This is a genomic window from Rhodopseudomonas rhenobacensis (assembly GCF_014203125.1).
In the GTDB taxonomy this organism is placed as follows: Bacteria; Pseudomonadota; Alphaproteobacteria; order Rhizobiales; family Xanthobacteraceae; genus Rhodopseudomonas_A; species Rhodopseudomonas_A rhenobacensis.
Genome location: NZ_JACHIH010000045.1, coordinates 17,906 through 29,796 on the forward strand (window position 1 = coordinate 17,906; position 11,891 = coordinate 29,796).

11 protein-coding genes are annotated in these 11,891 nt (G+C 65.3%); 7 read left to right on the plus strand and 4 right to left on the minus strand.

The features are described 5' to 3' along the window. Positions 1-47: 47 nt before the first annotated feature. Positions 48-1,016 (minus strand): LysR family transcriptional regulator, encoded by a 969-nt coding sequence (locus HNR60_RS22370; RefSeq protein WP_184262307.1) that lies wholly within the window; start codon positions 1,014-1,016, stop codon positions 48-50. Between the two features lie 173 nt (positions 1,017-1,189). On the opposite strand from HNR60_RS22370, the gene HNR60_RS22375 reads away from it, so the two are divergent. From HNR60_RS22375 to cbbX, 3 genes are read left to right on the plus strand one after another with little or no spacing between them, the layout of a single operon-like run. Next, on the plus strand, positions 1,190-2,647 hold the full coding sequence (locus HNR60_RS22375; RefSeq protein WP_184262309.1) for a form I ribulose bisphosphate carboxylase large subunit: 1,458 nt from the start codon (positions 1,190-1,192) through the stop codon (positions 2,645-2,647). 11 nt (positions 2,648-2,658) lie between these two features. After that, positions 2,659-3,084 carry a ribulose bisphosphate carboxylase small subunit gene (locus HNR60_RS22380; RefSeq protein WP_011471795.1) on the plus strand — a complete coding sequence of 142 codons (426 nt, stop codon included), beginning with the start codon at positions 2,659-2,661 and terminating at the stop codon, positions 3,082-3,084. Continuing rightward, positions 3,081-4,001, plus strand: a complete 921-nt coding sequence (gene cbbX, locus HNR60_RS22385) for a CbbX protein (RefSeq protein WP_184262311.1) — start codon at positions 3,081-3,083, stop codon at positions 3,999-4,001. The genes HNR60_RS22380 and cbbX overlap by 4 nt, the downstream gene beginning before the upstream one ends. A 226-nt stretch (positions 4,002-4,227) precedes the next feature. Here the strand turns inward: cbbX and HNR60_RS22390 are convergent, their stop codons facing one another. Continuing rightward, positions 4,228-6,345 (minus strand): S9 family peptidase, encoded by a 2,118-nt coding sequence (locus HNR60_RS22390; protein WP_184262313.1) that lies wholly within the window; start codon positions 6,343-6,345, stop codon positions 4,228-4,230. Between the two features lie 170 nt (positions 6,346-6,515). Between HNR60_RS22390 and HNR60_RS22395 the strand changes: the two genes are divergently transcribed. The 4 genes from HNR60_RS22395 (at position 6,516) to HNR60_RS22410 (ending at position 9,692) form a co-directional block, all read left to right on the plus strand. Further along, positions 6,516-7,151 carry a LemA family protein gene (locus HNR60_RS22395; protein WP_184262315.1) on the plus strand — a complete coding sequence of 212 codons (636 nt, stop codon included), beginning with the start codon at positions 6,516-6,518 and terminating at the stop codon, positions 7,149-7,151. Between the two features lie 25 nt (positions 7,152-7,176). Then, entirely contained in the window at positions 7,177-8,058 is an 882-nt protein-coding gene (locus tag HNR60_RS22400) for a TPM domain-containing protein (RefSeq protein WP_184262329.1), read from the plus strand. A gap of 1 nt (position 8,059) precedes the next feature. Further along, positions 8,060-8,557 carry a TPM domain-containing protein gene (locus HNR60_RS22405; protein ID WP_184262317.1) on the plus strand — a complete coding sequence of 166 codons (498 nt, stop codon included), beginning with the start codon at positions 8,060-8,062 and terminating at the stop codon, positions 8,555-8,557. A 157-nt stretch (positions 8,558-8,714) separates the two neighbouring features. Next, positions 8,715-9,692, plus strand: a complete 978-nt coding sequence (locus HNR60_RS22410) for a hypothetical protein (RefSeq protein WP_347339368.1) — start codon at positions 8,715-8,717, stop codon at positions 9,690-9,692. A gap of 247 nt (positions 9,693-9,939) precedes the next feature. Here HNR60_RS22410 and HNR60_RS22415 read toward each other — a convergent pair whose 3' ends face one another. After that, a complete protein-coding gene (locus HNR60_RS22415) occupies positions 9,940-11,142 on the minus strand; it encodes a CaiB/BaiF CoA transferase family protein (RefSeq protein ID WP_184262319.1) in 1,203 nt (400 codons plus the stop codon). After that, positions 11,139-11,543 (minus strand): hypothetical protein, encoded by a 405-nt coding sequence (locus HNR60_RS22420; RefSeq protein WP_184262321.1) that lies wholly within the window; start codon positions 11,541-11,543, stop codon positions 11,139-11,141. Before HNR60_RS22420 ends, HNR60_RS22415 begins: the two co-directional genes overlap by 4 nt. Between the last annotated feature and the right edge of the window lie 348 nt (positions 11,544-11,891).

Sequence of the window (11,891 nt, forward strand, 5' to 3'; positions counted from 1 at the left end):
TTTGTGCGCACCCGGTGCCTTATCCGTATTCGACTCGCTGCCGCGACTCACGCCCGCTTCGGCCGTGCCGAGGTCCGGGTCAGCCGCATCCGGCCTTGCGTGCGCGGCAGGAACTGGGCGCCCTTGGCGCTGAGAAAATCCAGCATGGCGCGGGCCGGCGGCAGCAGCACCTTGTCCTTGCGGCTCAGCACGAACCATTGCCGCACCACCGGCAGCCCGACCACGTCGAGGATCACCAGCCGCCGCTCGTCGAGCTCGGTCGCCACCGTATGCGCCGACAGCAACGCGATGCCGAGGCCGGCGATCACCGCCTGCTTGATGGTCTCGTTGCTGCTCATCTCCATGCCGATGGTCGGCCGGATCCCGGCGGATTCGAACAATTGCTCCATCAGGCTGCGGGTGCCGGAGCCGGGCTCGCGGGTCAGGAAGGTTTCCTGCGCCAAGGCGCCGAGCTCGATGCGGTGCTTGCGCGCCAGCCGGTGCGCGGTCGAGGCGATGATGACGTGCGGATGGTCGCCGATCAGGTGGACGTCCATGTCGATGCCGACCGGCGGCCGGCCCATGATCGCGATGTCGAGTTCATAGCCCTTCAGCGCGTTGCTGACCTCCTCGCGGTTGCCGATCGAAAGCTTGACGTCGATCTTCGGATGCAGCTTCTGAAACGCCGAGATCATGAACGGCACGAAGTATTTCGCGGTCGACACCGCGCCGATCGAGATCCGCCCGGCGGTCTTGCCGGCGATCATGTCGAGCGAGGTCTCGCAGGCGGCGATCGCCGCCTCGATCCGCTCGCACAGCGCCAGCACTTCGGCGCCGGCGTCGGTCAGCGTCATGCCGTCGCTCTGTCGCTGGATCAGCGGCAGTCCGGCCAGCGCCTGCAGATTGCGCAATTGCAGCGTCACCGCCGGCTGGGTGAGGTGCAGCTTGTTGGCCGCGGCGGTGATGCTGCCGCTGCCGGCCAGCGCCGCCAGCGCTCGTAACTGCCGGATCGAAACCGTGCGGAACAGCTTTGCCATAAGATAAACTTTCGCCAAACAGAAGATATTGAAATTTCCCTTATTTGGCGCGCGGCGTCAATGTGCCGGCCATCCACCCGGCTGGATCAGGATCGCCCTCAAGGCCGCCGCGCGCGGCCACAGATCGAGCCCCCATCCGCGGACCGCCCAGAAACGCCAAAGAGGAGAGCGCCATGAACGAGTCAGTCACGATCCGTGGCAAGGACCGCTACAAGTCCGGGGTGATGGAATACAAGAAGATGGGCTATTGGGAGCCCGACTACGAGCCGAAGGACACCGACATCATCGCGCTGTTCCGGGTCACGCCGCAGGACGGCGTCGATCCGATCGAGGCGTCCGCGGCGGTGGCGGGCGAATCCTCCACCGCGACCTGGACCGTGGTGTGGACCGACCGGCTGACCGCGGCGGAAAAATATCGCGCCAAATGCTATCGCGTCGATCCGGTGCCGAACTCGCCCGGCCAGTTCTTCGCCTACATCGCCTACGATCTCGATCTGTTCGAGAACGGCTCGATCGCCAATCTGTCGGCGTCGATCATCGGCAACGTGTTCGGCTTCAAGCCCTTGAAGGCGCTGCGTCTGGAAGACATGCGGCTGCCGGTGGCTTACGTGAAGACGTTCCAGGGCCCGGCGACCGGCATCGTGGTCGAACGCGAGCGGATGGACAAATTCGGCCGTCCGTTGCTCGGCGCCACCGTGAAGCCGAAGCTCGGCCTCAGCGGCCGCAACTACGGCCGCGTGGTCTATGAGGCGCTGAAGGGCGGGCTCGACTTCACCAAGGACGACGAGAACATCAACTCGCAGCCGTTCATGCATTGGCGCGAACGCTTCCTGTATTGCATGGAAGCGGTGAACAAGGCGCAGGCCGCCTCCGGCGAGATCAAGGGCACCTATCTCAACGTCACCGCCGGCACCATGGAGGAGATGTACGAGCGCGCCGAATTCGCCAAGCAGCTCGGCTCGGTGATCATCATGATCGACCTGGTGATCGGCTACACCGCGATCCAGTCGATGGCGAAATGGGCGCGTCGCAACGACATGATTCTGCATCTGCACCGCGCCGGGCACTCGACCTATACGCGGCAGCGCAACCACGGCGTCTCGTTCCGCGTCATCACCAAATGGATGCGGCTCGCCGGCGTCGACCACATCCACGCCGGCACCGTGGTCGGCAAGCTGGAGGGCGATCCGGCGACCACCAAGGGCTATTACGATATCTGCCGCGAAGACTTCAATCCGATGCAGCTCGAGCACGGCGTGTTCTTCGACCAGAACTGGGCGAGCCTCAACAAGCTGATGCCGGTGGCGTCGGGCGGTATCCACGCCGGCCAGATGCACCAATTGCTGGATCACCTCGGCGAAGACGTGGTGCTGCAATTCGGCGGCGGCACCATTGGCCATCCGATGGGCATCCAGGCGGGCGCCACCGCCAATCGCGTGGCACTCGAGGCGATGATCTTCGCCCGCAACGAAGGCCGCGACTATCTGCACGAGGGCGAGGAGATTCTCGCCAAGGCGGCCGCGACCTGCACGCCGCTGAAGGCGGCGCTGGAGACCTGGAAGAACGTCACTTTCAATTACGAATCCACCGATATGCCCGACTACGCGCCCACCCCCAGCGTTTCGGTTTAAGGAGCAGGACCATGCGAGTGACCCAAGGTTGTTTCTCTTTCCTGCCCGATCTCACCGACGAGCAGATCACCTCCCAGGTGCAGTACGCGCTCGGCAAGGGCTGGGCGGTGAACATCGAATTCACCGACGACCCGCACCCCCGCAACACCTATTGGGAAATGTGGGGCTTGCCGATGTTCGACCTGCAGGACGCCGCCGGCGTGCTGATGGAATTGAACGAGTGCCGCAAGATCTATGGCGACCGCTACATCCGGCTGTCGGCGTTCGACTCCAGCCCCGGCTGGGAATCGGTGCGGCTGTCGTTCATCGTCAACCGGCCGAAGGAGGAGCCCGGATTCCGGCTGGAGCGCCAGGAATCCGACGGCCGCAACACCCGCTACACCACCAAGTCCTACGCGGTCGATCGTCCCGAGGGCCGGCGCTACGGTGGCTCATGAACGAGGCCGCGATCCCCGACAGCACGACCGCGGTGGAAACCGCGGTCGATCTCCGCCGCGAGTTCAACGAGGTCGGCATCGGCGAGGTGCTCGATGAGCTCGATCGTGAGCTGATCGGGTTGAAGCCGGTGAAGACGCGGATCCGCGAGATCGCGGCATTGCTCTTGATCGAGCGGCTGCGCAAGCGGATGGGGTTGGCGACCGGCAATCCGACGCTGCACATGTCGTTCACCGGCAATCCCGGCACCGGCAAGACCACGGTGGCGCTGCGCATCGCCGCGATCCTGCACAAGCTCGGCTTCGTCCGCCGCGGCCACGTCGTGTCGGTGACCCGCGACGAATTGGTCGGGCAATATATCGGCCACACCGCGCCGAAGACCAAGGAGGTCTTGAAGAAGGCGATGGGCGGCGTGCTGTTCATCGACGAGGCGTATTATCTCTATCGCCCCGACAACGAGCGCGACTACGGCCAGGAGGCGATCGAGATTCTGCTCCAGGTGATGGAAAACCAGCGCGACGATCTGGTGGTGATTCTCGCCGGCTACGGCGACCGCATGGACAAGTTCTTCGCCTCCAATCCGGGCTTTCGCTCGCGGATCGCCCACCACATCGATTTCCCGGACTATTCCGACGACGAACTGCTGTCGATCGCCGAACTGATGCTGACCGAACAGAACTACAAGTTCAGCGCCGACGCCGAGGCCGCCTTCGTGCGCTACATCGCGTTGCGCAAGACCCAGCCGTTGTTCTCCAACGCGCGCTCGATCCGCAACGCGCTCGACCGGATTCGCTTGCGCCAGGCCAACCGCCTGGTCTCCGACCTCGACCGCGTGCTCACCGCCGACGACATCATGACGCTGGAAGCCTCCGATGTGCTGGCGAGCCGGGTGTTCGAGAAGGGGAGCGAGGAGAAGTAGGCCATTATCCCGATCACAAAACCGCTGTCATTCCGGGGCGCGAGAGCGACAGCTCGAGCGAACCCGGAATCTGCAACGCGCGCTGACTCCAACACCCGCGGCGAGATTCCGGGTTCGCTCGCGGCTCACGCCGCGCGCGCCCCGGAATGACGACGCGGGGGACTGATCACCCTCCCAGCGCCAAAACTCGCTGCGAAAAATGTTGCGGCAAACCTGAGGCAGGCGTTTACGCCGGCTGATCGGCCAATCCGACCGCCCACAGCGCGAAGCCGTAGACGATCGCCACCTCGTCGAGCCGCTTGAATCGCCCCGACGCGCCGCCATGGCCGGCGCCCATGTTGGTGCGCAGCAGCACCGGACCGCCGCCGGTCATGGTGGCGCGCAATCGCGCGATCCATTTCGCCGGCTCCCAATAGGTGACGCGCGGATCGGACAATCCGCCCATCGCCAGAATCGCCGGATAAGATTTCGCCGCGACGTTGTCGTAGGGCGAGTAGGACAGAATCGTCTTGAAGTCCTGCTCGCTTTCGATCGGGTTGCCCCACTCCGGCCATTCCGGCGGCGTCAACGGCAGGGTGTCGTCGAGCATGGTGTTGAGCACATCGACGAACGGCACTTCGGCGACGATGCCGGCGAACAACTCGCCGGCGCGGTTGGCGACCGCGCCCATCAGCATGCCGCCTGCGCTGCCGCCGTGGCCGACGATGCGCTTCTCACGGGTGTAGTTCGCCGCGATCAGCGCCCGCGCGCTCGCCGCGAAGTCGTCGAACGAATTGGTCTTCTTCTCGCGCTTGCCGTCGAGATACCAGCCCCAGCCCTTGTCGGCGCCGCCGCGGATATGCGCGATGGCATAGACGAAGCCGCGGTCGACGAGTGATAATCGATTGGCCGAGAACGACGCCGGCATCGCCATGCCGTAGGAGCCGTAGCCGTACAGCAACAGCGGCGCCGCGCCGTCGCGCGCAAGATCCTTGCGATGCAAAATCGACACCGGCACCTCGGCGCCGTCATGCGACGTCGCCATGATCCGCGTCGTCACGTAGTCGGCCGGGTTGTGGCCGGAGGGAATTTCCTCGCGCTTGCGCAACACCCGCGCGCGGCTCGCCATGTCGTAGTCGTAAACTTCCGACGGCGTGGTCATCGACGAATAGGAGAACCGCAGATTGCTGGTGTCGAACTCGTAGCCGCCGTGGGTGTCGAGCGAATAGGCCGCCTCATCGAAGGCGATGGCGTGCTCGTCGCCGCTCGCAAGATCGCGGATCACGATCGACGGCAGCGCGTTGGCGCGTTCCAGCCGCACCATGTGGCCGGCATAGAGTTCGACGTCGAGGATGTAGATCCCGGCGCGATGCGGAATGAGATCGCGCCAGTTGTCGCGCGAGGGCGCCGCCAGCGGCGCGGTGACCACCTTGAAGTCGATGGCGTCGTCCGCATTGGTGAGGATGTACAATTCGTCGCCGCGGTCGGCGATCGAATATTGCACGCCGTCCTGCCGCGCCGCGACCAGCCGCGGCTTGGCATCGGGATCGGCGAGATCGAGCAGCCAGTTCTCCGAGGTCTCGTGGTCGCCGCCGGCGATCACGCAGAACCGCCCCGACGAACTCTCGTGAATATGGGTGAACCAGCCGCTGTCGCTCTCCTCATAGACCAGCGCGTCGTCGGCCTGCGGCGTGCCGAGTTTGTGGCGCCAGACCTGCATCGGGCGATGGTTGTCGTCGAGCTTGACGTAGAAGAAGCCTTGCGAATCCGCGGTCCACACCACGCCGCCGTCGGTCTCCTCGACCACGTCGATCGCGGAATCTTCGCCGCTTTCGATGTCGCGGATCCGCAGGGTGAAATATTCCGAGCCCTTGGTGTCGGCCGCCCAGGCGCTGCGGGCATGATCGTTGGAATGCCGCACCTGGTTGAACTTGAAATAGTCGTGGCCCGCGGCGAGCTGATCGCCGTCGAGCACGATCTGCGCCGCACCGCCGTCGCGCGGCATCCGGCAATACATCGCGTGCTGGCCGCCTTCGCGGAACTTGCGGAAATAGGCGTAAGCGCCGTCCGGCGACGGCACGCTGGAATCGTCCTCCTTGATCCGCGCGCGCATCTCGGCGACGAGCTTCTTCTGTAATTCGTCGGTGTGGCCGAGCAGGCTCTCGGTGTAGGCGTTCTCAGCCTCGAGATAGCTGCGGATGTCGGGATCGAGCCTTGAGGGATCGCGCAGCACCTCCTGCCAGTTCGGATCCTTCAGCCAGGCATAATCGTCGGTGACGGTGATGCCGTGGGTGGTGAAGGCGTGCGGGCGTCGCGGCGCCACCGGGGCGGCAAGCGGGGTCAATCGATCGCGACTCTGGGTCATCCGGTCTCTCTTGGCTGGTGGCGCGGGCAGGGCGTCGACCTTATCGCCTTGCGGCGGATGGGGATAGCTTGCCGCGACGATGCTGCGACATCGGTCAAGATTAGCCCCGACAGATGAGTTCTGTTATTCTGCGGCGACAACGCGGCGCTCAAGCGCGCGAGGAGACGATCATGCGACGACTATTGACGATTCTGGCGGCGCTCGCGACCCTGAGCCTGACCAATTGCGGCTACAACACCATCCAGAGCAACGACCAGGAGGTCAAATCGACCTGGTCGGAAGTGGTCAACCAGTATCAGCGCCGCGCCGATCTGGTGCCCAATCTGGTCAATTCGGTGAAGGGCTTTGCGCAGCAGGAAAAGGACGTGCTGCTCGGCGTCACCAACGCCCGCGCCAAGGTCGGCAGCATCCAGGCGACGCCGGAAGTGCTGAACGACCCCGCCGCGTTCCAGAAGTTCCAGGCCGCGCAGGGCGAACTCTCCAGCGCGCTGTCGCGCCTCCTGGTGGTGACCGAGAACTATCCGGCGCTGAAATCCGACGCGCTGTTCCGCGACCTGATGGCGCAGCTCGAGGGCACCGAGAACCGCATCACCGTGGCGCGCAACCGCTACATCAAGGCGGTTCAGGAGTACAACGTCACGGTGCGCTCGGTGCCGACCAACTTCACCGCGATGCTGTTCGGCTACAAGGAAAAGCCCAACTTCACCGTCGCCAACGAGAACGAAATCTCCACCGCGCCGAAGGTCGATTTCAACCCGCCGCCGGCCCCTGCGGTGCCTGCACCGGCCCCTGCGCCGGCGAAGTAGCGACGGACGACGCGGCATGGCCGCGATGCGCGTGATCAAGAGCCTGCTTGTCATCGTGATGCTGTGCTTCGGCTTTGCTGCCGAAGCGCAGGTCGCGGTGCCGCCGCTCACCGGGCGGGTGGTCGATCAGACCGCGACGCTCGGCGGCGATGCCATCGCGCGGCTCGATCAGAAGCTGAAAGCCTTCGAGGCGCGCAAGGGCAGCCAGATCGCGGTGCTGATCGTGCCGACCACGCAGCCCGAGGCGATCGAGCAATATTCGCTGCGGGTCGCCGAAGCCTGGAAGATCGGCCGCAAGAAGATCGACGACGGCGCCATCCTGCTGGTCGCCAAGACCGACCGCAAGCTGCGCATCGAGGTCGGCTATGGCCTCGAAGGCGCGCTCAACGACGTCACCGCCAAGCGCATCATCGACGAGATCATCACCCCGAAATTCAAGGCCGGGGATTTCGCCGGCGGCATCGAAGACGGCGTCGACAAGATGCTCGGCGTGATCGACGGCGAGGCGCTGCCGGTGCCGCAGCCGCAGCACGAATGGGGCGAGGGCGCGTTCAACCCGGAGGACCTGTTCAATCCGGTGCTGATCATCGCCGCCTTGGCGCTGAGCGGGGTGATGCGCGCGATGCTCGGGCGGTTCATGGGGGCGCTGGCGACCGGCGGCCTGGTCGGCGTGATCGCCTGGTTCGTCGCCGCCTCGCTGATCACCGCCGGATTGGCCGGGCTGTTGTCGTTCGTGTTCGCGCTGTTCGCCGACGCGCTGGCCTCCGGCGGATCGCCCGGCGGCTTCGGCGGCGGCCGCTCGCGCGGCGGCTGGTCCGGCGGATCGTCGTCGAGCGGCTCCAGCGACAGCGGCTGGAGCGGCGGCGGCGGGTCTTTCGGCGGCGGCGGCGCCTCGGGGAGTTGGTGACATGGGGCTGAAGCGCATCGGCAGGCATCTCTGGGCCAACCGCTCGCGGGTGCAGAAGGCATTTCCGCCGCACACCCTCGACGCCATCGAGCACGCGATCCGCGCCTCTGAGGCGTCGCATTCCGGGCAGATCCGCTTCGTAGTGGAAGGCGCGCTCGACGGCGCGCCGTTGTTTGCCGACCAGCCGGCGCGTGAGCGCGCGCTCGACGTGTTCTCGCAGCTGCGGATCTGGGACACCGAACACAACAACGGCGTGCTGCTCTACGTGCTGCTCGCCGACCGCAACGTCGAGATCATCGCCGACCGCGGCATCGACGCCAAGGTCGGCGGCGAGGGGTGGGAGGCGATCTGCAAGGCGATCGAAGCCGAGTTTCGCGAGGGGCGTTTCGAGCAGGGCGCGATCGACGGCATCGCGGCGATCGGCCGGCATCTGGCGACGCATTTCCCCGGCGACGCCTCTGATTCCAACGAACTGCCCGACGGCCCGGTGGTGATCTAGCCACTTTGGCGCCAAATTTCGGCCAGCAATGCCCGCTATCGCGGTCAGGTCGATGTGGCTCGGAACAATTCCTAAACTTTTCGTAACCCGCGCGGGCTGTAACGATTTCGCAAGTATCAAAGTGAATAGTTGATCAACCTTTTCCGGAGAATGCGTCGTGAGTGCAGAGCAGGGTGACAGCGTCGAAGCCAGCCATGGGACCACCGCCGCCGGGGCAACTCCGGCCGCGACCGAGCCCGCGAAGCTGACGCCACCCGCCGCCGCGTCCGCGGCGTCGGATCCCGCGCATGTCGAGGTGCCGAATCTCGCGCCCGATCACGGCCACGAACAAAGCGGTCCGACCCAGCCGGCGAAAGCCGCGCCGCAGGCCGCCACCGCGGCGCGCTCCGGCCAGATCACCATCATGTCGCCGGTGCGCAACTGGGACGACCGCATCGGCGGCGAACAGCGCGCCTCGAGCGAAGCGCCGCGAACCGGGCTGTTCGGCAAGCGCCGCGCCGCTGCGATGGCCGCGGTGATCGCGGTGGCGGCGATCGCCGGCGCGCTCGGTGGCGCGCTCGCAACCTCCAGCCTTAGCCGTCCGGTCGCCGACAGCAGCGCGGTGACCAAGCAGACCCAGGCGCTCAACGAGCAGATTGCGCGGCTCGATGCCGATTTGGCGGCGCTGAAGGGCAATGTCGACCATTCGAGCAAGCAGACCGCGGCGCAGCTCAGCCAGCTCGGCAAGAGCGGCGACAAGACCGGTGATCGTTTCGACAAGGTCGAGAAGGCGCAGGCCGATGCCGCGACCAGGCTCGCCAAGCTGAGCGAGACCATCGACAAGTTGAAGGCGCCGGCGCCGCAGCCGGTGGCTGCCGCACCCGCCGCCAGCCAGGTCGCGGCGCGGGACGCCACCGGGTCGGTCGCCAACGCCGCCGCGGCGGCGGCGAAGCCGGAGGTGGCGCGGCTGCCGACGGTTCCCGGCTGGGTGCTGCACGACGTCGCCAATGGTGCGGCGGTGATCGAAGGCCGTCAGGGCATGTTCGAGGTCTATGCCGGCGATCCGATCCCCGGTCTCGGCCGCGTCGACGCCATCCGCCGCCAGGACGGCCGCTGGGTGGTGGTAACCAGCCGCGGCTTGATCGTGGCGCGCTGAGTCTTTCGCGTCGATTTTTTGCGGTTCGAGATTTTCTTTTCTGTCATTCCGGGGCACGAGCAGCGAAGCTGCGAGTGAGCCCGGAATCCAGTAATCACCGCCCTCGGATACTGGATTCCGGACTTGCTCGTTCTTCGAACTCGCAATCCGGAATGACAGCTGAATTTGGGTTGGATGATCCCAACCGAAGATGCGCTCACGCCGCCTGCCACTTCTTGCGGCTCTCAGGGCCCGCGACGCGCGTGGCTCAGCCCACCGTGCCGGCGGCGCGCAGCTGCGCGATCGCGGCGTCGTCGAAGCCGGCGTCGCGCAAGATCTCGTCGCTGTGCTGGCCGATCGCCGGCGGATGCCGCGGCTGCACCTTCGGGCGCCCCTCGATCCAGATCGGGCTGTTGACGGTGAGCAGCGTGTCGTTCTCGAACGGCACCAGCACGTCGTTGTCGAGCATCTGCTGGTCGGTCGGAATGTCGTCGAGAATGCCGACCACGCCGAACACCAGGCCGTTGCCGTCGAGGTCCTGCCGCCACTGCGCCAGATCCCTGGTCGCAAAAATCGCGTCGAAGATCGCGATCAGCTCGACCGAGCGGGCGTGGCGTTCGGCTGTGGTCGAAAAGCGCGGGTCGCGTGTCAGATCCGCGCGGCCGAGGCATTTCGCCAGCGTCGGCCACTGCTTGTCCTCGTTGAGCAGCGACAGGATGATCCAGCGGCCGTCGCGGCAGCGATAATGGTTGACCAGGGCGTTGAGCGCGCGTTCGCGCGGCCGGCGCTCCTCGAACGTGGCGCCGCACAGCTTGGCCTGCGCCAGCACGCTCGACGCCCACATCCCGTTCGCCATCAGGTTGGATTTGACGTGGGCGCCGCGGCCGGTGCGCTCGCGCTGATACAGCGCGGTGACGATCGCGCCGTACAGCGCCATCGCGCAGGGGTGGTCGCCCATCCCGGCGATCGAGCGCGCCGGCGTGGTGTCGCCGTCGGCCCGCACCAGATCCATCAGCCCGGAGCGCGCCCAATAGGCGTTGCTGTCGAAGCCGGGCTTGTTGGCCTCCTCGCCGCGGTCGCCATAGCCGGTGAAGCAGGCATAGATCAGCCGCGCGTTCAGCGGGCCGAGATCGGCATAGCTGACGCCGAGCCGCGCGCGCACCGCGGGCGGAAAATTGGTGATGAAGACGTCGGCGTCGGCGACCAGCCGGCGCAACACCGCTTTTCCTTCGGGCTTGGCGAGGTCGAGCGCCAGGCTCTTCTTGTTGCGGGATTCCATCAGCCAGGCGTAGTTGTGCGGCGACTTCGGAAAGCCCGGCAGCTTCGGCAGGTTGCGATAGGGATCGCCGGCGCCCGGCGGTTCGATCTTGATGACGTCGGCGCCGAAGTCCGACAGCACGGTGGCCGCCGCCGGCGCTGCGATGAAGCTCGCGCAGTCGAGCACCTTGAGGCCGTCGAAGATCCCGTTCATGCTTGCTCCCAATGTCTCGCAGCATTGTCGCGCGTTATGTCAGCAATATTGACGCGAGTTGATGACCGGATGCAACGCCGCGTCGGCAGCGCCACGATCGGCGCTGCCGGGGAGCTGCACATCGGCTGGCCGGAGCCGGCCGTGAGAGCTCGCAAAAATTTATTTTCGAAAAAAATGCCCGCCGACGGAAACATTTCTCGTCCTTGGCGTTGGATCAGGCAGCTTTTCACGCGGCGACGCTCGATTTTTGACCGGGCGAGGCGCGATTTTTTTCGGTCCGTGATCGCTTTTGTTGTTAGTTGCGCACGCTGTGAGCCGCCCTGTGGATAATTCGCGTTGCGAGTTCGCCAATAAAATTGCGGGTTTATGCGACTGTCGTGATGCCGTCTTGCGGTTTTCATTTTTCTCGCCGCGCTGCTTCGAAACGGTGTTGACAGTCCGGAGAGCCCCAGACTATAAACCGGCCACTGGACGCGGCGTTGTTTTGGCCCTGGCCGAAACGAACTAAACGCGCTTCTAGCTTCTCTCATCGAGATGAGTGAAAAGCAGCCGAGAGTTATCGGTTGCGATTTGCCGTCGGATGAGGGTATACGACGCTCCCTTGGTTGGGGGTGCTGCTTCCTCCGGGAAGTGACATAGTCCTTTCGAGGGCGTCTTCCTTAGCGGGAAGTTGGGGTTTTGCCCCGGGCTGTTTGACAAGTTGAGAAGAAGAAAGAGAAACGTGGACGGCGGAGTCCTTGCGGGTCTCG